The organism is Flavobacterium flavigenum, assembly GCF_027111255.2.
Classification (GTDB): Bacteria; Bacteroidota; Bacteroidia; order Flavobacteriales; family Flavobacteriaceae; genus Flavobacterium; species Flavobacterium flavigenum.
Genome location: NZ_CP114285.2, coordinates 4,555,180 through 4,577,633, shown reverse-complemented (window position 1 = coordinate 4,577,633; position 22,454 = coordinate 4,555,180). Strand labels below are relative to the sequence as shown.

The window sequence follows — 22,454 nt, the reverse complement described above, 5'->3', positions numbered from 1 at the left end:
GATTATTGTATTTATTTTAATGCTGCTTTTACAAATTTATCTAATCGGTCTGCTAATGATTCATCAACTGAAACTAATGGTAAACGAACCGTATTATCAGCAATTCCTAAAGACTGGAACACATGCTTAATTCCGGCAGGATTTCCCTGTTCAAAAATCATATCAATACAATCAGACAATAAGTATTGGGTTTTAAAAGCTTCATTTACTTTTCGGTTCAGGCCTAAACGAATCATTTCTGAGAATTCTTTTGGGAATCCCTGTCCAATAACCGATATAACTCCTGCCCCGCCAGCCAATACAATTGGTAAAGCGATCATATCATCTCCTGAGATTACCAGAAAATCCTTTGGCGCATTTTTAATCAGTTGTAAAGCCTGAGCCATGTCTCCTGCCGCTTCTTTTATCCCTACAACATTGTCAAAATCATTTGCAAGACGAACCACTGTTGAAGGCGCCATATTACTTGATGTTCTTCCCGGAACATTATATAGAACTACCGGAACTGGAGAAGCTTCTGCAATGGCTTTAAAATGCTGATAAATTCCTTCCTGCGTAGGTTTATTATAGTAGGGAGAAACAGAAAGAATAGCTTCAAAGGCAGAAAAATCCCTTGTTTTTAATTCCTCCACAACCTGCATAGTATTATTACCCCCAACTCCAAGAACTAAAGGCAATCTTCCGTTATTAACTTCAACAATAGTATTAATAACTAATTCTTTTTCGTCTTGTGTTAAAGTCGCATTTTCAGCAGTTGTACCCATAACTACAAGATATTCTACTCCTCCATCAATCGAAAAATTAACGATTCGGTGCAAAGCTTCGATATCAATTGAAAAATCTGTTTTAAATGGAGTGACAAGGGCAACACCTGTTCCTATTAATGATTGCATAATCTAAATTATATTTTTACTTTATATTTTTTAAATACCTGAACAATTCGAAAACGAAAAGTCTATAATTACTTAAAGAAGTATTGATCATCCACCGATTTATAACTTTATCTATTGATGCAAATCCTACTTTAAATTTTGCTTTTGATTGATTCGTAATCAGTTTCAAAATGGGTTTCTGAACATCATAATAACTAATCAAAAGATCAAATTCTGTTTCAATAAATTCAGTTAAAAAATCCACTTTGCTATCCCCTTTCCAATCTATGTGCTTTTTGGAAAAAGTTGGAAAAGAATATATTTTTTTATCCTTAAATTTATTTCTGTACACCACAATTTTAATTCTTTCAGAATCAATCCCTTTAGAAACTAACTCCTCAATAAGTGCTTTTGAATGCCTGAAATCACTCTCATCAAGCAACAAGCCAATTGTTTTTATATTACTGGTAAATACTTCTTTTTTTACATTACGTAAATTATTTTTTAATGTTTTTTTTATAAAAAAATCCTTTAAGTAATTTAAAAACATAGTACTTTTACCAGATTACAAAATTAATTATTTAAGTCTCATTTAAGATGGTAAAACTAAAAAAGTATAACGGATTTTTAAAACTTTTTGTTATATTCTTAACATTCTTATTTACTTTATCATGCAGTAAAAAAAATTACTATCTAGATAAAATAGAAGGAAAACAACTTCCTATTTCTGAAAAAAATAATCAGACACCTGAGATAGAAAACTTTATTAAACCTTATCGTGATCACATCAATAAAGATTTAGACAGTGTATTAGCTTATTGTCCGGAAACACTTGACAAAAGTATTGGAAAGTGGCAAACCAATATTGGAAACCTAATAGCTGATGTTTGTTTACAAAAAGCAAATCAGGTTTTTAAGATCCGTGAAAAAAAAGACATCGATTTATGTTTGCTAAATCATGGTGGAATAAGGGCTATATTGCCTAAAGGAAATGTAACAACAAGAACTGCTTTTGAAATTATGCCATTTGAAAACAATTTAGTTGTCCTCGCTTTAAAAGGTGACCAGATTCTGGAAATGGCTTCGGATATAATTAAGCAAAAGAAAGCCCACCCTTTAGCCGGTATGACTTTTACAATTTCAAAAGATAATACTGCAAAAAATATTCAAATTCAGGAAAAACCTCTTGACATTACTAAAACGTATTATGTGGCAACAAACGATTATCTGGCAAATGGTGGGGACAGCATGAATTTTTTCCTCAAAGCTTTACAGAAATATGACCTGGACTATAAACTTCGAAATGTATTAATTGATTATTTTAAAGAAGTAGATACGATTCCTATTCCAAAAAATATTAGAATTACAGAAGAATAATCAAACACTTGAATCCAAAATAAAAAACCGGCGTTTTCGTAAAAAAAACACAAAATGAAAAGAAGAGAATTTATTGAGAAAACTGCTGCTGGTACGGCTTTATTAAGCCTGGGTCTGTCATTGAGCAGTTTTGAAACAAACGATATAAAACACCTAACTGTTCTGCACACTAACGATGTGCACAGCCATATAGATCCTTTTCCGGCTGATGACCCTCGTAATCCAAACAAAGGTGGTGTATCACGTAGAGCTGCGCTTATTGAAACTATTCGTAAAGAAAATCCAAATGTGCTTTTACTAGATGCCGGAGATATCTTTCAGGGAACCCCTTATTTCAATTATTACGGTGGAGAACTTGAATTCAAACTAATGAGCATGATGAAATATGATGCTTCTGCAATTGGAAACCATGATTTTGACAATGGTCTTGATGGATTGTACGCACAAATGCCGCATGCCAGTTTTGATTTTATCTGCTCGAATTATGATTTTAAAAACACAATCATGAACGGACTTGTAAAACCATATAAAATTTTCAATAAAAACGGAATTAAGGTCGGTGTTTTTGGTTTAGGAATAGAACTTGCAGGATTGGTTGACAAAAAAATGTACAAGGAAACTGTTTACAATAATCCTGTAGAAATTGCGCAGGATATGACGCAATTGTTAAAGAAACAAGAGAAATGTGACCTTGTCATCTGTCTTTCTCACCTGGGCTATAAATACAAAGAAAACGAGGCAAAAATTTGTGACTTAAAATTAGCCGAACTGACACAAGACATTGATTTGATTATTGGCGGTCATACACATACCTTTTTGGACAAACCTACTATTGTAAAAAATAAAGCTGGCGAAGATGTTCTGATAAATCAGGTAGGATGCTACGGAATAAATTTAGGCCGGATCGATTTTTATTTTGACAAAAATAAGTCACATACTAATCAAGGGAAATCAATTATTGTTTAACCCTCTTTTTATTTGATACTATAAAATATTTTGCCATAAAAAAGTACGCCAGAATCTGCGCAATGTCCCTAATTAGGATTAATACTAAAGAGTAGGAGAAATATTCATTAAAAATAAAAAAGATATCAGAAATTATAAAACAGGTAATCATTACTGTTAGCAGTAAACTAACGTAAGTTCCTCTGGTTATATATTTTGTATAACAAATAACCCCTAACACACTTAATACAATACCGTAAATAGAGTATAGAAATTGAAAGTCTTTGATTTTGTCAAACTGCAAACTTAAAACAGAAAACAATAAATAGATAATAATTAAGATTACCATAGCTACAGGCAACAGGTCTGCTCTTTTAAGTTTTATCTTTTCAACAATGATTTTTTTGATTAATATAGAGTAAACAAACAGAAAGCATATTGAAGATCCAAGAGTAGAAATTTCTACATCCATAAGATGAAATACTTCTCCAACAAAGCATAAAGCAAAAATTAAAATCTGAGTTGTATCAATTTTAAAATTATTTGACGAATAAAAATAAAAGAAAACAGAAGGAATGACAATCGATTTCATACAAACCGTCAGATAATCATATTGAAGAATATCAAACACGATTGTAAAAAAAAATGCAATCGAGTATAAAATCAATGACGGTCTACTCGCTTTCATTCAGTTTGGTTATAAATTCCTGTTCAGATAGTATTTGAATATTTAATTTATTTGCCTTTTCTAATTTTGCCGGTCCCATATTATCCCCAGCTACTACAAAATCTGTTTTGGCAGAAATTGAACTTCCCACTTTACCGCCGTTATCTTCTATGGTTTTCTTTAATTCATCTCTTGAAAACTCAGTAAAAACTCCCGACACTACAAAGGTTTTTCCTAAAAACTTGTTGGTTGCATCAGGATTTACTTTTTCAACGATTTCAAACTGAACACCATATCTTTTTAATCGTTCAATTATTTTTTGATTCTCTTCATTCTCGAAAAATTCTATAACGCTTTTTGCAATTCGTTCTCCAATTTCATCTACTAAAATCAATTCCATTAAAGAAGCCTTACTTAGTGCATCAATATTTTTATAATGTCTGGCTAACTTCTTGGCAACAGTTTCACCTACAAAACGAATCCCTAATGCAAAAAGAACACTTTCAAACGGAATTTCTTTTGATTTTTCAACACCGTTTACCAGATTTTCAGCAGATTTTTGCGCCATTCTTTCCAAATGCAAAATGTCTTCTACTTTCAATTCATATAAATCAGCATAATTATGAACCAGGCCATTTTTGAAAAGTAAGGCTACTGTTTCACCGCCAAGACCTTCAATATCCATAGCTTTTCTCGAAATATAATGCTGGATCCTGCCTATAATCTGCGGTGGACAGCCATAGAAATTCGGGCAATAGTGGTTTGCCTCGCCTTCTGTACGAACCAATTCTGTTTCACATTCCGGACAATGAGTAATATAATGCGTTTTTTGTGAATCTTGAGGACGCTGTTCTAAATCCACAGCAATTATCTTCGGAATAATTTCGCCTCCTTTTTCAACAAAAACAGTGTCGTTTATTCGAATATCTAATTTTTCGATTTGATCGGCATTATGCAATGAAGCTCTTTTTACAATTGTTCCTGCCAATTGAACAGGCTCTAAATTTGCCACCGGAGTAATTGCACCTGTACGGCCCACCTGATACGAAATTGATTTTAATTTGGTCGAAACCTGTTCTGCTTTAAATTTATATGCTATTGCCCAACGAGGTGATTTTGCTGTATAACCTAATTCTTCCTGATGACGGAAACTGTTTACTTTTACCACGACACCATCTGTTTCGTAAGGCAATTTGTGACGATGGGTATCCCAATAATCAATAAAATCAAAAACTTCCTGCATCGTATTGGCTAATTTCGCCTCACTTGGCACTTTAAATCCCCATTCTCTTGCTAATTGTAACCCTTCAATTTGAGAAGAAAAAGGTAAATTATTGCTTGTAACCGAATACAATAAACATTCTAAAGGACGTTTAGCAACCTCAGCACTGTTCTGTAGCTTTAAACTTCCGGAAGCTGTATTTCTTGGGTTTGAATATGGGCTTTCACCAATTTCAATTAAATCCTGATTCATTTTTTCGAAACCTTTTAAAGGCAGGATGATTTCGCCACGAATGTCGAACTTATCAGGATACTTCCCTTTTAATTGCAATGGGACTGATTTAATGGTTTTAATATTATTTGTAACCTCATCACCCTGAAAACCATCTCCACGTGTCAAAGCCTGAACCAGTTTTCCGTTTTCGTATGTAATGCTTATTGAAGCCCCATCATATTTTAATTCACAGGTATATTGTAAATCGACATTTCCAAGAACTCTCTGGATTCTATTTTCCCAATCTACTAAATCTTCTTTTGAATAAGAGTTATCCAAAGAGTACATTCTGAACTGATGTGCTATGGTTTTAAAATTTTTAGTCACCATTCCGCCTACCCTTTGAGTCGGAGAATGTTCATCAAAAAATTCAGGATGTTTTTTTTCTAAATCCTGAAGCTCTTTTAGTTTAGTATCAAAATCATAATCAGAAATTGTAGCATCATCAAGCACATAATAATTGTAGTTGTGTTGATTAAGTTCGTTTCGTAAATTCTGAATTGTCTCCTGAATACTCATAAATATTAAAAATAGTACTGATTATAATGTATAAAAACCCAATCTCAAAATTAGGATTATTTTTTATTGTAAAATATTAAAAACTAAAACTTTTATAAAATCAAAAATCAAGTTGCAAAATTTGCAATTTGATTTTCTTCTTGTCCATTATTCTTAAAAAAGAATTAAAAAAAAACCAGCTCCCAAATGGTTTTACTTTCTGCACTTTTAAAAGTGATAATCAAAAACCTAAATAAAAAACACTAATTTATTTTTTAATAATGATGAAATCCGAGCGCCGGTTTAATAAATGTTCTTCTTCAGTACATTTTACACCATTTTTAAATTTATTAATTAATCGGGTTTCTCCGTAACCAATGCCACTTTCTATTTCTTGAAGCATCAATAAAAAATGATTATTTTTCTATAATTTCATTTTAATAAAATAAAAAAAAGTTATAAAAAATATATTTATACGTAAAAAGTAAAGTTATTTGCTCAATAAAAAATCAACACTCACATTTAAGTAACCGCAAAAAAACAGGTAAAAATATCGGTAGAGAAACAAAAAAAAGATTAAAGAAAAGTTGAAAGTATTAGAAAACTTAAAAAAAACAAAAAAAACCTTTAACTATCTAAATATCAAAACAGAAAGTACTATGATTCTAAAATTGAATTAATTTGTTTAAATAATTGCCCATCGCTTAAAAAAGCACCTTGTTTTATTAATTCAAAAATCGAAAAATTTCGATCTTCAGTAAAAATTTTCTTTCCTGTTTTCATTTCTATCACATCTGTAAACATATTATCACTCAACCATTGCAAACCATCTTTAGTCAGGAAATCAATTTCCGGAGCTAAGGATTTCAATACAATAGATTGCACATGAGTTTCCAAACATTGAAATAAAAAAATATGATTTTTAGAAAAATGTTCTAAAAATTCTGCTCTTGACAAAACGCCTTCCCAAATTAAATCTGAAAAAACATCCAATTCCTGTTCAGCAACTTCTGGCTTATTCAATTTTAAAGAATCCCATTCTGCTTTGTCAATAGCTTGCGTAGCTAAAAAACTTGCAAATTCTGCATGTAATTCATCAAACTGTTCTTTTGTCAATCTTGCGTATTTCATTTTTTTTTTAGACTTTATATTTCTCTATAATTATTAGCAACAACTTATCCCAATAATCATTATTCGTTTCTTAAAACAAAAAAATCCCGATGTACATCGGGATTTTTAATATTATTAAATGTTATTACTTTTCAGCAACAATTTCGTATGGTAAATCAACAATAACATCTCTGTGTAAACGGATGCTTGCCGAGTATTTTCCAGTACGTTTTACGATACCACTAGTGATGAATTTTCTATCAATAGCATTACCTGATTTCTCTAAAGCTTCTGCAATATCGATGTTTGTGATAGAACCAAAAAGTTTCTCTCCACCAGCTTTAGCAGTAAGTTTAATTTCAAGAGATTTTAAAGTTTCAGCTAACGCTTTTGCATCAGCAACAACTTTAGCTTCCTTGTGTGCTCTTTGTTTTAGGTTTTCAGCTAAAACTTTTTTAGCAGAAGGAGTTGCTAAAGTAGCAAAACCCTGAGGAATCAAAAAGTTACGGCCATAACCAGGTTTTACAGATACTACATCATCTTTAAATCCTAAATTTTGTACGTCTTGTTTTAAAATAATTTCCATGTTGTTGTCCTTATAATTTTTAGAAGTTAGGTTCTGCCTTACAGAAACCAGCGCCTAGAGTTTTTTTATACTATTTTAATAAATCGGCCACGTATGGCATTAAAGCTAAGTGACGAGCTCTTTTTACAGCTACAGACACTTTTCTTTGGTATTTTAATGAAGTTCCTGTTAAACGACGAGGAAGAATTTTTCCTTGCTCATTAACAAATTTCAATAAGAAATCAGCATCTTTATAATCGATATATTTGATTCCTGATTTTTTGAAACGACAATATTTTTTAGTTTTGTTAGTTTCTATGTTTAAAGGCGTTAGATATCTGATATCCCCGTCTTTTTTTCCTGAAGCAGATTGTTGTAATGTTGCCATGATAATTAAGCTTTTGTAGATTTAAGTTTAGCTCTTCTTCTTTCAGCCCAAGAAATAGCATGTTTATCCAGACTTACAGTAAGGAAACGCATAACTCTTTCGTCACGTCTGAATTCAGTTTCAAAAGCAATCAGAACTTCTCCAGCTACTTTGAATTCGAATAAGTGATAAAAACCACTTTTTTTGTTTTGGATTTCGTAAGCCATTTTTTTAAGACCCCAATCCTCTTTCGATACCATTTCAGCTCCTCTACTAGTAAGAAATTCTTCAAATTTCGTTACTGTTTCCTTTACCTGAACTTCAGATAAAACGGGATTTAAAATGAAAACAGTTTCATAATGATTCATAAATACAATATTTATTTGTTAAAATTGGGTGCAAAAGTAACCATTATATTTTAATAACCAACATTTTTTTTCTTTTATTCGTTGAAATGCAAAAAACAGGCATCCATCTTAGTTTTTTTTCCAAAAAAATAATACATTTACTATTGTAAACTTGAATTTATTAAATCTAACTCTTATGAAACTAAACTGTGTTGTTGTAGATGATAGTTCTATACAGAGGGCAATTATTGCAAAATTAGTCAACAATCATCCTGGTTTACACCTGATTGGTGATTTTTCTAATGCAATTGAGGCAAAAAGTTGTATGTCTTTAAACAATATCGATTTAATATTTCTGGATATTGAAATGCCTGTTATTAACGGCTTTGACTTTCTTGATGGTTTAAAATCAAAACCTCAGATCATATTTATTACTTCTAAAGCTGAATATGCATTGAAGGCTTTTGACTATGATGCAACAGATTATCTTCAAAAACCTATAGCCGTTGAGCGTTTTAATGCTTCTGTGAAAAGGGCAATTGACATGCATATACTTAAGAAAGAAGTAAAGGAAGAAGAAGGCGAACACATTTTTATCAAAAGCAACCTTAAGAAACTTAAAATTTTCACATCAAAAATCAAATGGATTGAAGCATTTGGAGATTATGTAAGGGTTGTTACTGAAGATGACAGCAATTTGGTATTATCAACAATGAAATCTTTTGAGAATGATTTATCAAAAGAAAAATTTATCCGTGTTCATAAATCATATATTATTAACATTGATAAAGTGGAACGCTTCAACAGCAAATTTGCAGAAATTGGCATCACTAAGATTCCACTTAGCCGAAACAAAAAAGAAGATTTAGTAAGAGCGTTGTCAACGCCGTAAATAATTAGTAAAAATCTACATTTACAACTACCTTTATAGCTCTGTATTGCGGAACTGCTTCAAAACTATTCAACATTTTCTGAATAGTTTTTTTTGTTGCTCCTAAAGGAACATTGTGAGGAATTTTAATCAAAATTGTTCTGATATATTCGTTTCTTATCCTGTTAATTGCCGGTTCTTCCGGACCCAACACAGGCATATTCAAATTTTGGCTTAAAACCTGATACATCCACATCGTACCTTCTTTTAATTTATCAAAATCACGGTGCTTTAAAGTCAGTTTTATAATTCTAAAATAAGGAGGGTATTTATAGATTTTCCTGTCATACAATTGTTCCTTATACATACCTGCATAATTATGCATCGTAACCTGTTGAATTGTATTATGATTTGGATTATAAGTCTGAATCACCACTTTCCCTTGTTTTTCAGATCTTCCGGCTCTTCCTGCAACTTGTGTCATCATCTGAAAACTGCGTTCAAAAGCCCTGAAATCAGGATGATGCAGCATATTATCGGCATTCATAATTCCGACCAGACTTACATTATCAAAATCTAGTCCTTTGGCGAGCATTTGGGTACCAACTAGAATATCTATTTCTCTATTTTTAAAAGTATCTATGATTTTTTCAAAACCAAATTTTCCGCGAGTTGTATCCTGATCCATCCTTCCTGTTTTTGCTTTCGGAAAAAGAGAGAGCAGTTCTTGTTCTATTTGTTCTGTACCAAAACCTTTTGTAGTCAAGTCAATACTGGAACAACTATGACAATGCGTTGGCTTTGCTATTGAATAACCGCAATAATGACAACGCAGTTGATTTTTGTTTTTATGATAAGTCAGACTTACATTGCATTGCTGGCAATGCGGCACATGACCACAGGTTAGGCATTCTATTACAGGAGAATAGCCTCTCCTGTTTTGAAACAAAATCACTTGTTCTCCTAAAGACAATGCTTCAGCAATTTCCTCAATCAGAAGGTCGCTAAAGTGCCCTGTCATTCTTTTCCTAAAATGCTTGTCTTTTAAATCTACCAAAACAACTTCCGGCATTCGTACATTATTATAACGTTCCGTAATCGTAACCAAACCAAATTTTTCAATTTGAGTATTATAATAAGTCTCAATACTTGGAGTTGCAGATCCTAAAAGCACTTTGGCGCCATGAAAATTGGCCAAAACAATTGCCGCGTCACGGGCATGAAATCTTGGTGCAGGATCAGTCTGCTTAAAAGTCTGTTCATGTTCTTCGTCAACAATCAATAAACCCAGATTATTAAAAGGTAAAAACAAAGCTGACCTCGCCCCTATTACAATTTGAGCCTTTTCTGAATTTTCGAGTGTCTGTTTCCAGACTTCTACTCTTTCATTATTACTGTATTTAGAATGAAAAACAGCTACTTTATCACCAAAATGAAGTCGCAAACGGGAAACCAATTGTGTCGTGAGTGCAATTTCAGGTAAAAGATATAAAACTTGTTTTCCTGTTTCTAAATACTCCTCAATTAACTTAATATATATTTCTGTTTTGCCACTTGAAGTAACACCATGAAGCAGACAAACCTCTTTTTCTGATAAGCTATTTTTAATTTCAGTTAAAGCTGTATCCTGGGCTTTGCTTAACAATAATTGTTTTTCTGAAGCCCTTCCTTCAAAAGAAACTCTGTCATGCTGTAAATAATATTCTTCAAAAATTTCTTTTTCAATTAATGCTTTTACAACTGTAGATGTCGAATTTGAAACCTCAGTCAATTTCTTTACTGTAATAGGCTTTTTTTCTGAAGCACTAATTTGAAAATATGCTAAAACAATTTCTTTTTGTTTATTGGCATTTTTCAGTATTTCTAACAATTCATTTAAACCACTGTCCGATTCATATTTCGAATGCAGTTTTACATAGCGAACCAATTTTGGCTTATAACTTTCTTTTATTTCTTCTTCTAAAACAATAATATCTTTTGAAATCATTTTTTGAAGAACCGGAAGTATATTTTTCTTATTCAGAATTGAAATGATATCCTGAACCTTAAGTGAACTTTGATGATGTAAAGCTTCATAAATCAAAAATTCATCATCGGAAAGTTCACTATCCTTTACCGTAACATTTGGTTTATGCGAAATAATCGTCTCGCTTTCCAATAATAATCCGACAGGAAAAGCACCACGATACACATCTCCAATCCCGCACATATAATAGTTTGCGATCCAAAGCCAGTGTTTAATCTGGATTTCGGTTGCAATTGGCTTTTCGTCTAATATCTGATGGATTTCTTTCGCTTCATACAAGCTTGGTTCATTTTGGTGCAGATCAATAACCAATGCTGTGTAAATTTTGCTTTTACCAAAAGGTACTGCTACCCTCATTCCTTTTTTAATAAAATGGAATTCAGCTTCAGAAATACGATACGTAAAGGTTTTAGCTAAAGAAAGAGGTAAAACAACTTCGACAAAAAACATGTAATTATTTTAAAATTGATGAATTATTTTTTACCCGAAGATTGTGCAGTATTGTATTTCCGAACCATTTTCAAAGTATGCTTTAAAGATCCTATATTCGTCCAATCATCATGGCCCGAGATAATATAAACTGGATTCTTAAATTTCGCTTGTACCTTTTGGATTGATTTTTCCCATTCTTTCACATCTGCATCACCCAGGTAGCCTAAATCTTTTGCTTCTGTACTTTTAACAAAACAGCCTCCATAAAGTACTTGCTCTTTATCAAACCAAACTACAACGTTATCCGGAGCATGCCCTTTTCCAGGATAATAAACTTCAAAGGTATGTTGCCCAACTGTAAAAGTAGTATCATTCGGAATTATAAATTCGGCTCTTTTTTTGTTATCGTACTTAAGAATTTGATCTGTCGCTTTTATGGTATACGTTTTAATTCCTTTTTGTCTGTAAAAATTCAAACCTCCTGCCCGATCTTCATGAGAATGTGTTGCGAAATACATTACTACATCTTTATTATGCCTTGTTTTTATACTATCCAATAAAGGCTGATACTGCGTTTCATCCCAGGGCGCATCAAACAAAACAACACCTTTATCTGTCACAAGATACATCGCATTTGCAGAAACCAGTGTTCCTTTGTAATCATGAAATGTCTTATAAACATAAAAGTCACCTGTAAGATGACTTAATTGTAATGGTGAATTCTTAGATTGTCCCGAACTATCAAATAGTGTTGCTAAGAATAAAATTATGGATGCTAAATTTCGCATTTTATTAAATTAATTTTTAACTCGTGCCCAGTATTGTGTTCTTCCTACAATAGAAATCCCAATATAACCACGTAGTTTTAATTTATCAGCAGAATCGAGAGTAATATAGCACTTGTATTTTTTTCCATTTGTTGGATCTAAAATTGTTCCTCCATTATATTCAGTGCCGTCTTTTTTAAGTCCGTTAATAATTATCATACCTAAAATAGGCTTATTTTTTTCGGCTCCATCACACTTTGTACATACATCTTTTTTATGATCAGCACGTAGTATATCTACAACTTTTCCGTAGATTTTTCCGGATTTTTCATAAATCTCTACTATTGATTTTACTTCGCCAGTTTCATCATCAATTGTTTTCCATTTCCCAACAACACTTTGCGCCTGAACAGTATTTAAAGTTAGAAAAAAAACACCAATGGCTAATATCAAATTTTTCATAATCCTATTTATTTTTTTGTCTTAATTTCCTGATCGAAGCATTGAGTTCAAACCCCAGCAGCAGTATCATACAGTTTATCCAAATATAAAACATTAGAATTAATAATGTGCCAATAGAACCATAAAGTTCGTTGTATTTCGAAAATTTTATAACCCAAATCCCAAAAAAGAACGAAGATATAACAATTAATACTGTTGTAAAAACTGACCCTATACTAATAAAAGGGACCTTATTATATTGTCTGGTTCCATAACGCAATAATATTGAAGTTGTTATCAAAATCATCAGCATAACAAACAAATATCTTCCTAAAATAATCAAAGGAATTCGGTCGCTCAGCACATCCTGAATCATCGTTTTTTGAATGAACACCTCAAAAACAACAATTGTAGCAACAGTTACAAATAATATAATCGTCATTACAAGCGAAATCGCAATTGCTACTAAATATTGACTAAAAAAGCCACGCTTATCAAAAACATGCTTAGACGATTCGAAACCGCTAAGAATACCGTTAATACCATTTGCCATCAAAAAAATTGAAAGCAAAAATCCCGATGACAATAAGCCTGAGTGACTATTATTTAAAATATCACTTATTATTTTACTAATCGCATCGTAGGTATTTGGCGGAACTCCCTGTTGCACAAACTGTAGAAAATCATTCTGAAATCCTTCAATTGGAATATAAGGAATCAAATTGAGGATGAATAGCGCAAAAGGAAATAAAGCCATAAAGAAACTAAATGAGACTGCACTGGCATGGTATGAAAAAGCCCCTTCCAGGATACCCAAAATATACATTTCGAGTAAATCATACAACGAAAAACCTTCTAACCATGGTAATTTAATATTCTTTAAAAATCGAACCAAAAAACGCACAATTGGCATTTTCTCCAGACGATTTCCTATTTCCTGCGACATATAGAATAGTGTTAGTTAGTTGAGTCTAAATTTTAGATTACAAACTCTAATTTACTACGATAAGTTGTTTCTAGAAAGCTTTTAAACTAAGGTCCATATTATAAACTGAATGTGTCAAAGCACCTGATGAAATATAATTTACACCACAAAGTCCATATTCACGAATCGTTTTTTCGCTGATGTTACCTGAAGATTCTGTCTGGCATTTGTTACCAATTAATGCTACCGCAGTTTTCGTATCTTCATAATTAAAGTTATCAATTAAGATTCTATGAACTCCGTCGCTCAATAAGATTTCACGGATTTCATCCAGATTTCTAGCCTCAACAATAATCTTTAAATCCAGGTTATTAGCTTTTAAATACTCTTTTGTTTTATTTATTGCTAATGTAATTCCTCCGGCAAAATCAATATGATTATCTTTTAACATTATCATATCATACAAAGCAAAACGATGATTTTCTCCGCCCCCGATTTTTACCGCCCATTTTTCGGCCACTCTGAAATTGGGAGTCGTTTTACGTGTATCTAATATTTTAGCGCCAGTTCCTTCTAAAAGCTGCATCAAATGATTTGTTTTCGTAGCAATTGCAGACATGCGTTGCATGGTGTTCAAAACCACTCTTTCAGCCTTCAAAATAGCTTGTGAACTTCCTGAAACTTCAAAAACAACTTCACCATATTCCACGTGAGAACCGTCTTCAATAAAAGTTTTCACTTTCAATTTTGGGTCAACGTATTGAAATATCATTTTAGCTAGTTCGACTCCCGCAATTATACCCTGATCCTTTACCAATAATTTAGCTTGTCCGTTTGCAGTATCAGGAATACATGCCAATGAACTAAAATCTCCCGGACCTACATCTTCCCGAATTGCATTACTTATCAATAATTGTAATTCGGTTTGAAATTCTGCTTCGCTAATCATTTTCTTAAATTTTATTAAGATGCTAAAATAGGACTTATTTTGTGGATTTGAAAGTTACTTCAACTCGAAAAGTCAAATACGCTTGTTATTTATCTTTCATTCAGCATCAACATATGGAGCAAATAAGTTCTTATAAATGAAACTTAATCTTTCAGATTTAAACATTTTTATTTTTTGTTCTACACTAATAACAACATTAAATATCTTTGAAGTTGATTCAAAATAAAAACTCATGGGATTAATTAAAGACATATACTCCGTTACATTTTACGAAAAATTTGGACAGGCTGTCGCCCAAGTACATCCTTCATTTCAAAAACAGGAATTCATCGATGCCATTTACGAAGGTAATTTTATTCAAAAAGAATGGAAAGACCGGATGAAGCACACAACAGTTGTTCTGCATCAGTTTATGCCTGAAAATTTCCCTGAAGCAGTTGCTCTAATTGACAAAATAATCGAAAACCTAAAGAAAAATAGTTTTACCGATGGCAATCTGGCTTTTATTTTTTTTGCCGACTACATCGAAATGTACGGTTTAGATGATTTTGAAACTTCAGTAAAAGCTTTCGTTTCCATAACAAAGTTTATAAGTTGCGAGTTTGCTGTACGTCCTTTTATTTTAAAATATAAAGAAAAAATGATTGACGAAATGATAAAATGGTCTCTACACGACAATCACCATGTACGCCGATTAGCAAGTGAAGGTTCACGACCAAGATTACCATGGGCAATGGCAATTCCTTTTCTGAAAAAAGATCCAACTTCTATTCTTCCTATTTTAGAAAATTTAAAAAATGATCCTTCAGAATATGTTCGCAGAAGTGTTGCCAATAATTTGAACGATATTGCAAAAGATAATCCGGAAATGGTACTCGAAATCGCTTCCAGATGGAAAAATCATAGCAAAGAAACTGATGGAATCATCAAACATGGATGCCGCACTTTATTAAAGCAGGGACACCCTGAAATTTTAAGTCATTACGGCTTAGAAAGTACGAATATTGAACTTTCATCTTTTGAAATCAAAACACCTGTTGTAAAAATTGGAGATTATCTGCAATTTCATTTCCATATAAACAACAAAAATGAAGAACCTAAAACAGTTCGTTTAGAATATGCGGTTCATTACAAAAAAGCTAAAGGACATCTGGCTAAGAAAGTGTTTAAAATCAGTGAAAAAAAATATTCTCCGAACCAATCAACGAAAATTGAAAGAAACCAGTCTTTTAAACTGATTACAACCCGTGTTTTTCATACAGGAATTCATCACTTATCGATTATAATTAATGGAACTGAAAGTGACGTTTTAGAATTTGAACTGATTAATTAAAACATATTTCTCAACTTAGCATAAATTGATTTGTTATAATTTGTATAGTTCAATGTCTTTTATTTCTTATTTTTATAAATACAAATCTATAATGACTTTTCTTAATCTAAATTAAGTGACACACTCGCACCACTGCTGTAATTTTGTTTTAAAATAAAATCAACTATGTCAAATATTAGTTTAATTATCGAGGAACGTGCTGCCAACATTGGCAATTTTATGGTAGGCAGATTATTACCTTTCCGTGAAAAAAGAGCCGTTGGACCATTTGTATTTATCGATCATATGGGACCTGCACATTTAAATCAATACGAAAATATGGATGTTCCGCCCCATCCGCATATTGGACTTTCTACGCTCACTTTTTTGTTTGAAGGAAGCATTATGCACCGCGATAGTTTAGGAACTGAATTAGAAATAAAACCAGGTGCCGTAAACTGGATGACAGCCGGGAAAGGTATTGTTCATTCTGAGAGAACTCCCGAATATTTAAGACATTCAGACAAAATGCTTCACGGATTGCAGATTTGGGTGGCGCTTCCTAAAGAACTGGAACAGATGGATCCGAATTTCACTCATGTTGAAGGTCAGGATATTCCTGCCTGGGAAGAAAATGGCGTTTCATATAAACTGATTGCCGGGGAAGCTTTCGGGAAAAAATCTCCGGTTCCTGTCTACAGTCCATTATATTTTATTGAGATTAAAAGCAAGGAAGCTCGAAAAATCAATATCGGAAAAGATTTATTCGGAGAAAGTGGTTTGTACATTCTAGAAGGGAACATTAAAAGCGATGGACACGTTTACGATCCAAAACAAATTTTGATTACTAATGACAGTACGCTTTGTGAGTTTGAAATTGCAGCCAATTCAACTGTATATATTTTTGGCGGACAACCTTTTCCTGAGGAACATTTTATCTTTTGGAATTTCGTATCTTCTGATAAAAACCTTATCGAGATAGCCAAACAAGACTGGACAGCACAGACTTTCCCTAAAGTTCCGGGAGAAACCGAATTTGTCCCATTACCAGAACCAAGAATTAAATAACTATGGAAACATTATCAGCAAAAATAGATACACGATTGTATCGCACAGAAATAACATCAGCCAGCGGGAATATTGTAATCGCAGACGAACCACAGGAAGTTGGAGGGAAAAATTTAGGTTTTAGTCCGTCTGAACTTTTGGCTTCTGCTTTAGCTTCCTGTACTTTAATTACCTTACGAATGTATATCAACAGAAAACAATGGAATGTTTCGGAAATTGATATCAAAGTAGATTTAGAAAAAGACAGCGAACAAAATGTTTCATTATTCACCCGGAAAATTGAAATAACAGGAGAGATTGATGAAAGCCAAAGACAAAAACTGCATATAATTGCCGATAAATGTCCAATTCATAAAACACTTACCAACACTATTAAAATACAAACAACTATAATTTAATTATCATGGAAATCAAACAAATAAACGATATCAAAAGAGGCTATTTTGAAGCTATAGAAGACGACAAACAAGCTGGAAAAATGACTTATACCTGGGCCGGAGATGCAAAATTCATCATTGACCATACTGAAGTAAATGAAGAATTTAACGGAAAGGGGGTTGGTAAAAAACTAGTTATGGCGGCTGTAGATTATGCCAGAAATAATGGACTGAAAATTATTCCGCTTTGTCCTTTTGCAAAAAGTGTTTTTGACAAAACAGAAGATATTCATGATGTATTATTCCGTTAAGTATTAAGCCCCAAGAAAATAGTTATTTCAAGAGGTAAATCAAACTCGTTCTCAAAAAATATCAATTGTCTTTTGTAAACAGTTTCAATCAAATAATGATTCCCTCTAAAATACGTTCTTCTCACTTTAACTTCCAAATCAGAATGCTCAACCATGATTAACTGATGCGGATAAACTAATGCTTTTTCAGTTTCATCTTCGGAAAGCCGCAATAAATGAGTTGGGATTTCATTAACTTCGCCAAAAAGAGATGCAACATATTTCGAAGATGGATTTGTATAAATTTCCGCCGGATTACCTTTAGTAATAATTTCACCGTTGCGCATAACGATAGCTTCATTGGCAAATGATAAAGCATCAGTACTGTCATGTGTCGCAATAATACAGGTAATTTTTTTCTGCTTTAAATACCGGAACAAATTTCGGCGTAAGGCATTTTTTCTAAAAGCATCAATCTGGCTAAAAGGTTCATCAAGCAAAATTACTTCAGGTTCTAATGCCAAAACACGAACTAATGCTACTCTTTGCTGCTGTCCGCCACTTAAAAATTTCGCTTTAACATTTGAAAACTGCTCCATCTCAACCATTTCTAAAAGCTCCTGAACACGCAGCTTTTTCATATTGGCAAAACCATTAGAAAGAAACTTTCCTACGTTTTCAGCAACTGTTTCATAAGGCGATAAATCGAAATCCTGAGCCAGATATTTCATGTAAGGCATTCCAGGTATTAAGTTATATTTTGGACCTAAAACTGGTTTCTCTTCGTAAAAAATTTTTCCTTCATCCAGATCATATAGTCCATATATAAGTTTTAAAAGCGTACTTTTTCCACAGCCGCTTTCACCAATAATAGCAATGTTCTCTCCTTTATTTATGCTAAAAGAAACGTTTTTTATAACGGGTTTATCGGTATACGAAAATGAAATATTTTGAATGTCAAGCATGTGTTCTAATTGAGAGTTCAAATTTACAATGTTTAATTTCGAAAGGCAAAAAAAAGCTGCTTCAATTAAGAAACAGCTTTTAATAAATTTTATTGCAATTTAATTATTTTCCAGCCTGCGCTTTAGCTTCATTGACCATTTTATCATTTGCAGTAATTGCAAACTCAACACGACGGTTTTGAGATCTTCCTTCAACAGTTTCATTAGATGCAATCGGATCAGCAATTCCTAAACCTGAAGTTTTAAAACGGCTTGACTGTAATCCTTTTGAAACTAAATAAGCTTTTACAGATGCAGCTCTTTGTCCTGAAAGAGTTAAATTATATTCTGGTTTACCAGTATTGTCCGTATATCCAAAAATTTGAATATCAGTATCTCCATACTCATTAAATACCGGAACTAATTTATCTAAGTTTGCTTTTGCCTGTGAAGTCAAAGTTGATTTATTGGTATCAAAGCGAACAGCATTTTCATTAAGCGTTAAGTGAATACCTTCACCTACACGTTCAACATCAGCACCTGGTAAAGCCTGATCAATTTCACGAGCCTGTTTGTCCATTTTATTTCCAATAAGTGCTCCTGTACCTCCACCAACAGCAGCTCCAATTGCAGCTCCCAGGGCAGCGTTTCCGCCTTTACCTAAATTATTACCTAATACAGCTCCAATTACACCTCCTGCAACGGCACCAATTCCGGCACCCTTTTGAGTATTATTAGCATTTTTAACTGAATCGCAGCTTGCAAATAAACTAACTAATACAAGTAAGCTGCTCAATCCTAAAACTGTTATCTTTTTCATCTTTTTTTATTCTTCTTTAAAATTAATTAGATCTTTGAAATTGGTAAGTGACATCTTTAGATTGTCCACCAACATTAATTGTATCAATCAACTGAAATGAATTATCAGTTAATCCTGCCACTTTTAGCAAGTATCCTGTTCTGACATTTTTTGATTTTGTTCCCGGATCAACAATTTTCAACACAAAAAGTCCCTGATTATTAATACTCCAGACAATTGGAGAAGTAAATGCTGTACAACTCGGAGAATTCAATGTCATTGTACCTTTATTATTGTTGGAAATAAAATTCCAGGTACTGCCGATGAAACATTTAGAATCTGCAAGATCAAAAGAATTTACCTTAATGTAATCAGATCCCGCATAAGAAACATTTGTAAGTACCCAATTTCCTTTGATAGCAACTTGAGTTGGTCTGTCAAGTTTCTTTGAAATTTCTGTTGCTTCTGTAGAAGCATTAGTTGATGAAGCTGATTTACACGCAAATAAGATCGTGGACATCATGCAAATGAAAATAAATTTCTTCATTTTGTAGAATTATTTAAGTTATTACTTACACATTTAACAATTATTGTATCACAAAGATACAATTCATGAAAATATATTCAGTTCCAAAATCAGATTATTTTCTTTCAAAATTAACACATCCGACATTTTGTCACTATAAAAAAATTGGTATTTAATTTGAATAAGTGAAAATCATCTAATTAAACTAAAAAATTAAAAAATATGACAACAGGTAAAATTAATGTTTCCGTAGAAAACATCTTTCCCTTAATCAAAAAGTTCTTATATAGCGATCACGAAATCTTCTTACGTGAGCTGGTATCGAATGGTACAGATGCTACTTTAAAATTAAAACACCTGATTAGCATTGGGGAAGCAAAAGTAGAGTATGGAAATCCAATCATTGAAGTTAAAGTGGACAAAGAAGGTAAAAAAATCCACATTATCGATCAAGGTTTAGGAATGACTGCTGATGAAGTTGAAAAATACATTAATCAGGTAGCTTTTTCTGGTGCTGAGGAGTTTTTAGACAAATATAAAGACTCTGCGAAAGATTCCGGAATCATCGGACATTTTGGTCTTGGCTTCTACTCTGCTTTTATGGTGGCTGAAAAAGTTGAAATCATTACAAAATCGTATAAAGATGAACCAGCTGCACACTGGACTTGTGACGGAAGCCCTGAATTTACTTTAGAACCAGCTGACAAAACTTCACGTGGTACTGAAATTATTTTGCATATTGCAGAAGATTCTCTTGAGTTTTTAGAAGATTCTAAAATTAGTGGGTTATTGAATAAATATAATAAATTCATGCCTATTCCGATTAAATTTGGAACAAGAACAGAAACACTTCCAAAACCAGAAGATGCACCTGAAGATTACGTTAATGAAACAGTTGAAACTGACAACATCATTAATAATCCAAATCCTGCCTGGACAAAACAACCTTCTGAATTATCTGATGAAGATTACAAAAACTTCTACAGAGAATTATATCCAATGCAATTTGAAGAACCGTTATTTAACATTCACTTAAATGTAGATTATCCATTTAACTTAACAGGGATTTTATACTTTCCTAAATTAGGTTCTGATATGCAAATTCAGAAAGATAAAATTCAATTGTACCAAAATCAGGTTTACGTTACCGACAATGTTGAAGGAATTGTACCTGAATTTTTAACTATGTTAAAAGGAGTTATCGATTCTCCGGATATACCACTAAATGTTTCTCGCTCAGGATTACAAGCTGATGGTGCAGTAAAGAAAATTTCAAACTATATTACACGTAAAGTAGCTGATAAATTAAAAGCTTTATTTAATGAAAATCGTGCTGATTTTGAACAAAAATGGAACGATATCAAAATTGTTTTAGAGTATGGAATGCTATCCGAAGATAAATTCTATGAAAAAGCTGGTGCATTTGTATTGTACCCAACTGTAGATGACACCTATTTTACTCTTGAAGAATTAAAAGAGAAGATAAAAGAAAATCAAACAGATAAAGATGGTAAACTGGTAGTTCTATACGCAGGAAATAAAGATGCTCAGCACTCTTATATTCAAACAGCAAAAGAAAAGGGATATGAAGTACTACTTTTAGATTCTCCTATTATATCTCATTTAATTCAGAAAATAGAAGGTGACAACAAAGATCTGACTTTTGTTCGTGTAGATTCTGATCATATTGACAATCTAATTAAAAAGGATGAGAATACAATTTCTAAATTATCTGATGAAGAAAAAGAAACTTTGAAAACTTCATTAGAAGCTTACATTCCAAAAGCATACTCTGTTCAATTAGAAGCGATGGACAGTCAAGCTGCACCATTCATAATCACTCAGCCAGAATTTATGCGTAGAATGAAAGAAATGAGCCAGTCTGGTGGTGGTGGAATGTTTGGAATGGGCAATATGCCGGAAATGTATAATTTAGTAGTAAATACTAATTCTGATTTGGCTTCGAATATTTTAAACACCGAAGATAAATCAACACAGGAAAATTTGGTAAAACAAGCTTTAGATCTTGCCAAATTGTCTCAAAATTTATTAAAAGGAGAAGAACTTACAGCTTTTGTAAAGAGAAGTTTTGATTTGATTAAATAAACATATTTAAATCATAATAATTATTAGACCTGCAAACTTACTTTGCAGGTTTTTTTATTTTAAAAAATTGGTATTATAATTTTTTTAATATCGCCTTTAAAATGCTTTTTAATAATGTCTAAGATTATTTAGGTATTACTCTTTTATTTGAACTTTTTAGTATCTATATTTTTATGGCGTTTCCCTATGGGCCGGGCTGTACGCTGTATCTTTTGCTTTTTAAAGGAAAAAGCAAAAGGATGCCGCTTCCATCCCTAACGCAATATTGGATAAGCGAGAAGCTTTTAGTTTTTAAGGCTGCAATTTCAATAAAAAAAACTCCAATGAGCAAGTAGCCGATTGAAGCTTAGTTTGTACTCAGAGCGGGACTTGAACCAT

Annotated in this window: 24 protein-coding genes; 8 read left to right on the top strand and 16 right to left on the bottom strand. The window is 32.5% G+C overall.

What is annotated here, in order from left to right; translation table 11 throughout:
* Positions 1 to 11: 11 nt before the first annotated feature.
* Positions 12 to 893: a 4-hydroxy-tetrahydrodipicolinate synthase gene (gene dapA / locus OZP09_RS19005; protein ID WP_269235218.1), complete on the bottom strand. Its 882-nt coding sequence runs from the start codon at positions 891 to 893 to the stop codon at positions 12 to 14.
* A gap of 16 nt (positions 894 to 909) precedes the next feature.
* Positions 910 to 1,422 (bottom strand): DUF6913 domain-containing protein, encoded by a 513-nt coding sequence (locus tag OZP09_RS19000; protein WP_269235217.1) that lies wholly within the window; start codon positions 1,420 to 1,422, stop codon positions 910 to 912.
* 47 nt (positions 1,423 to 1,469) lie between these two features.
* Between OZP09_RS19000 and OZP09_RS18995 the strand changes: the two genes are divergently transcribed.
* Together OZP09_RS18995 and OZP09_RS18990 are read left to right on the top strand one after the other, a co-directional pair.
* Complete coding sequence (locus tag OZP09_RS18995; protein WP_281309823.1) at positions 1,470 to 2,249, top strand: 5'-nucleotidase C-terminal domain-containing protein; 780 nt, start codon at positions 1,470 to 1,472, stop codon at positions 2,247 to 2,249.
* 54 nt (positions 2,250 to 2,303) lie between these two features.
* Entirely contained in the window at positions 2,304 to 3,215 is a 912-nt protein-coding gene (locus tag OZP09_RS18990) for a bifunctional metallophosphatase/5'-nucleotidase (RefSeq protein ID WP_269235216.1), read from the top strand.
* Here the strand turns inward: OZP09_RS18990 and OZP09_RS18985 are convergent.
* The 6 genes from OZP09_RS18985 to rpsF form a co-directional block, all read right to left on the bottom strand.
* Positions 3,205 to 3,882, bottom strand: coding sequence for a hypothetical protein (locus OZP09_RS18985; RefSeq protein ID WP_281309822.1), 678 nt, complete (start codon positions 3,880 to 3,882; stop codon positions 3,205 to 3,207). The genes OZP09_RS18990 and OZP09_RS18985 overlap by 11 nt on opposite strands.
* Positions 3,869 to 5,875: an NAD-dependent DNA ligase LigA gene (gene ligA / locus OZP09_RS18980; RefSeq protein WP_281309821.1), complete on the bottom strand. Its 2,007-nt coding sequence runs from the start codon at positions 5,873 to 5,875 to the stop codon at positions 3,869 to 3,871. Before ligA ends, OZP09_RS18985 begins: the two co-directional genes overlap by 14 nt.
* A gap of 636 nt (positions 5,876 to 6,511) precedes the next feature.
* On the bottom strand, positions 6,512 to 6,985 hold the full coding sequence (locus tag OZP09_RS18975; protein ID WP_269235214.1) for a DUF6495 family protein: 474 nt from the start codon (positions 6,983 to 6,985) through the stop codon (positions 6,512 to 6,514).
* Positions 6,986 to 7,109: 124 nt separating this feature from the next.
* Positions 7,110 to 7,550 carry a 50S ribosomal protein L9 gene (rplI, locus tag OZP09_RS18970; RefSeq protein WP_223683025.1) on the bottom strand — a complete coding sequence of 147 codons (441 nt, stop codon included), beginning with the start codon at positions 7,548 to 7,550 and terminating at the stop codon, positions 7,110 to 7,112.
* 70 nt (positions 7,551 to 7,620) lie between these two features.
* On the bottom strand, positions 7,621 to 7,917 hold the full coding sequence (gene rpsR, locus OZP09_RS18965; protein ID WP_007138295.1) for a 30S ribosomal protein S18: 297 nt from the start codon (positions 7,915 to 7,917) through the stop codon (positions 7,621 to 7,623).
* Positions 7,918 to 7,922: 5 nt separating this feature from the next.
* Positions 7,923 to 8,264: a 30S ribosomal protein S6 gene (gene rpsF / locus OZP09_RS18960; RefSeq protein ID WP_007810575.1), complete on the bottom strand. Its 342-nt coding sequence runs from the start codon at positions 8,262 to 8,264 to the stop codon at positions 7,923 to 7,925.
* 175 nt (positions 8,265 to 8,439) lie between these two features.
* On the opposite strand from rpsF, the gene OZP09_RS18955 reads away from it, so the two are divergent.
* Positions 8,440 to 9,135 (top strand): LytR/AlgR family response regulator transcription factor, encoded by a 696-nt coding sequence (locus OZP09_RS18955; RefSeq protein ID WP_223683024.1) that lies wholly within the window; start codon positions 8,440 to 8,442, stop codon positions 9,133 to 9,135.
* A 4-nt stretch (positions 9,136 to 9,139) separates the two neighbouring features.
* Here OZP09_RS18955 and priA read toward each other — a convergent pair whose 3' ends face one another.
* From priA to nadC, 5 genes are all read right to left on the bottom strand, one after another.
* Positions 9,140 to 11,590, bottom strand: coding sequence for a replication restart helicase PriA (gene priA, locus OZP09_RS18950; protein ID WP_269235213.1), 2,451 nt, complete (start codon positions 11,588 to 11,590; stop codon positions 9,140 to 9,142).
* Between the two features lie 23 nt (positions 11,591 to 11,613).
* Positions 11,614 to 12,360: a subclass B1 metallo-beta-lactamase gene (gene bla-B1-FLAV / locus OZP09_RS18945; protein WP_281309820.1), complete on the bottom strand. Its 747-nt coding sequence runs from the start codon at positions 12,358 to 12,360 to the stop codon at positions 11,614 to 11,616.
* Between the two features lie 9 nt (positions 12,361 to 12,369).
* Positions 12,370 to 12,801, bottom strand: a complete 432-nt coding sequence (locus OZP09_RS18940) for a DUF2147 domain-containing protein (RefSeq protein WP_281309819.1) — start codon at positions 12,799 to 12,801, stop codon at positions 12,370 to 12,372.
* A 4-nt stretch (positions 12,802 to 12,805) separates the two neighbouring features.
* Positions 12,806 to 13,726 carry a YihY/virulence factor BrkB family protein gene (locus OZP09_RS18935; RefSeq protein ID WP_269235212.1) on the bottom strand — a complete coding sequence of 307 codons (921 nt, stop codon included), beginning with the start codon at positions 13,724 to 13,726 and terminating at the stop codon, positions 12,806 to 12,808.
* Positions 13,727 to 13,796: 70 nt separating this feature from the next.
* Positions 13,797 to 14,654: a carboxylating nicotinate-nucleotide diphosphorylase gene (nadC, locus tag OZP09_RS18930; RefSeq protein WP_269235211.1), complete on the bottom strand. Its 858-nt coding sequence runs from the start codon at positions 14,652 to 14,654 to the stop codon at positions 13,797 to 13,799.
* Between the two features lie 232 nt (positions 14,655 to 14,886).
* Here nadC and OZP09_RS18925 point away from each other — a divergent pair, with 232 nt between their 5' ends.
* The 4 genes from OZP09_RS18925 to OZP09_RS18910 all read left to right on the top strand — a co-directional run bounded on the left by OZP09_RS18925 (position 14,887) and on the right by OZP09_RS18910 (position 17,722).
* Positions 14,887 to 15,987, top strand: a complete 1,101-nt coding sequence (locus OZP09_RS18925; protein WP_281309818.1) for a DNA alkylation repair protein — start codon at positions 14,887 to 14,889, stop codon at positions 15,985 to 15,987.
* 165 nt (positions 15,988 to 16,152) lie between these two features.
* A complete protein-coding gene (locus OZP09_RS18920; protein WP_281309817.1) occupies positions 16,153 to 17,034 on the top strand; it encodes a pirin family protein in 882 nt (293 codons plus the stop codon).
* A 2-nt stretch (positions 17,035 to 17,036) separates the two neighbouring features.
* On the top strand, positions 17,037 to 17,432 hold the full coding sequence (locus OZP09_RS18915; protein WP_269235208.1) for an OsmC family protein: 396 nt from the start codon (positions 17,037 to 17,039) through the stop codon (positions 17,430 to 17,432).
* 5 nt (positions 17,433 to 17,437) lie between these two features.
* Complete coding sequence (locus OZP09_RS18910; RefSeq protein WP_278009154.1) at positions 17,438 to 17,722, top strand: GNAT family N-acetyltransferase; 285 nt, start codon at positions 17,438 to 17,440, stop codon at positions 17,720 to 17,722.
* On the opposite strand, the gene OZP09_RS18905 is transcribed toward OZP09_RS18910, so the two are convergent.
* From OZP09_RS18905 to OZP09_RS18895, 3 genes are all read right to left on the bottom strand, one after another.
* Positions 17,719 to 18,666 (bottom strand): ABC transporter ATP-binding protein, encoded by a 948-nt coding sequence (locus OZP09_RS18905; RefSeq protein WP_281310771.1) that lies wholly within the window; start codon positions 18,664 to 18,666, stop codon positions 17,719 to 17,721. The genes OZP09_RS18910 and OZP09_RS18905 overlap by 4 nt on opposite strands.
* A gap of 103 nt (positions 18,667 to 18,769) precedes the next feature.
* Complete coding sequence (locus OZP09_RS18900) at positions 18,770 to 19,465, bottom strand: YiaD family glycine zipper/OmpA-like lipoprotein (protein WP_269235207.1); 696 nt, start codon at positions 19,463 to 19,465, stop codon at positions 18,770 to 18,772.
* Between the two features lie 22 nt (positions 19,466 to 19,487).
* Positions 19,488 to 19,991 carry a lipocalin family protein gene (locus OZP09_RS18895; RefSeq protein ID WP_269235206.1) on the bottom strand — a complete coding sequence of 168 codons (504 nt, stop codon included), beginning with the start codon at positions 19,989 to 19,991 and terminating at the stop codon, positions 19,488 to 19,490.
* Between the two features lie 201 nt (positions 19,992 to 20,192).
* Here OZP09_RS18895 and htpG point away from each other — a divergent pair, with 201 nt between their 5' ends.
* Positions 20,193 to 22,076, top strand: a complete 1,884-nt coding sequence (htpG, locus tag OZP09_RS18890; protein ID WP_269235205.1) for a molecular chaperone HtpG — start codon at positions 20,193 to 20,195, stop codon at positions 22,074 to 22,076.
* The last annotated feature ends 378 nt before the right edge of the window (positions 22,077 to 22,454 follow it).

Excerpts from the sequence above, each read along its gene's own strand:
- dapA (WP_269235218.1), bottom strand. The coding sequence starts at position 893 with ATGCAATCATTAATAGGAACAGGTGTTGCCCTTGTCACTCCATTTAAA.
- OZP09_RS19000 (WP_269235217.1), bottom strand. The coding sequence starts at position 1,422 with ATGTTTTTAAATTACTTAAAGGATTTTTTTATAAAAAAAACATTAAAA.
- OZP09_RS18995 (WP_281309823.1), top strand. The coding sequence starts at position 1,470 with ATGGTAAAACTAAAAAAGTATAACGGATTTTTAAAACTTTTTGTTATA.
- OZP09_RS18990 (WP_269235216.1), top strand. The coding sequence starts at position 2,304 with ATGAAAAGAAGAGAATTTATTGAGAAAACTGCTGCTGGTACGGCTTTA.
- OZP09_RS18985 (WP_281309822.1), bottom strand. The coding sequence starts at position 3,882 with ATGAAAGCGAGTAGACCGTCATTGATTTTATACTCGATTGCATTTTTT.
- ligA (WP_281309821.1), bottom strand. The coding sequence starts at position 5,875 with ATGAGTATTCAGGAGACAATTCAGAATTTACGAAACGAACTTAATCAA.
- OZP09_RS18975 (WP_269235214.1), bottom strand. The coding sequence starts at position 6,985 with ATGAAATACGCAAGATTGACAAAAGAACAGTTTGATGAATTACATGCA.
- rplI (WP_223683025.1), bottom strand. The coding sequence starts at position 7,550 with ATGGAAATTATTTTAAAACAAGACGTACAAAATTTAGGATTTAAAGAT.
- rpsR (WP_007138295.1), bottom strand. The coding sequence starts at position 7,917 with ATGGCAACATTACAACAATCTGCTTCAGGAAAAAAAGACGGGGATATC.
- rpsF (WP_007810575.1), bottom strand. The coding sequence starts at position 8,264 with ATGAATCATTATGAAACTGTTTTCATTTTAAATCCCGTTTTATCTGAA.
- OZP09_RS18955 (WP_223683024.1), top strand. The coding sequence starts at position 8,440 with ATGAAACTAAACTGTGTTGTTGTAGATGATAGTTCTATACAGAGGGCA.
- priA (WP_269235213.1), bottom strand. The coding sequence starts at position 11,590 with ATGTTTTTTGTCGAAGTTGTTTTACCTCTTTCTTTAGCTAAAACCTTT.
- bla-B1-FLAV (WP_281309820.1), bottom strand. The coding sequence starts at position 12,360 with ATGCGAAATTTAGCATCCATAATTTTATTCTTAGCAACACTATTTGAT.
- OZP09_RS18940 (WP_281309819.1), bottom strand. The coding sequence starts at position 12,801 with ATGAAAAATTTGATATTAGCCATTGGTGTTTTTTTTCTAACTTTAAAT.
- OZP09_RS18935 (WP_269235212.1), bottom strand. The coding sequence starts at position 13,726 with ATGTCGCAGGAAATAGGAAATCGTCTGGAGAAAATGCCAATTGTGCGT.
- nadC (WP_269235211.1), bottom strand. The coding sequence starts at position 14,654 with ATGATTAGCGAAGCAGAATTTCAAACCGAATTACAATTATTGATAAGT.
- OZP09_RS18925 (WP_281309818.1), top strand. The coding sequence starts at position 14,887 with ATGGGATTAATTAAAGACATATACTCCGTTACATTTTACGAAAAATTT.
- OZP09_RS18920 (WP_281309817.1), top strand. The coding sequence starts at position 16,153 with ATGTCAAATATTAGTTTAATTATCGAGGAACGTGCTGCCAACATTGGC.
- OZP09_RS18915 (WP_269235208.1), top strand. The coding sequence starts at position 17,037 with ATGGAAACATTATCAGCAAAAATAGATACACGATTGTATCGCACAGAA.
- OZP09_RS18910 (WP_278009154.1), top strand. The coding sequence starts at position 17,438 with ATGGAAATCAAACAAATAAACGATATCAAAAGAGGCTATTTTGAAGCT.
- OZP09_RS18905 (WP_281310771.1), bottom strand. The coding sequence starts at position 18,666 with ATGCTTGACATTCAAAATATTTCATTTTCGTATACCGATAAACCCGTT.
- OZP09_RS18900 (WP_269235207.1), bottom strand. The coding sequence starts at position 19,465 with ATGAAAAAGATAACAGTTTTAGGATTGAGCAGCTTACTTGTATTAGTT.
- OZP09_RS18895 (WP_269235206.1), bottom strand. The coding sequence starts at position 19,991 with ATGAAGAAATTTATTTTCATTTGCATGATGTCCACGATCTTATTTGCG.
- htpG (WP_269235205.1), top strand. The coding sequence starts at position 20,193 with ATGACAACAGGTAAAATTAATGTTTCCGTAGAAAACATCTTTCCCTTA.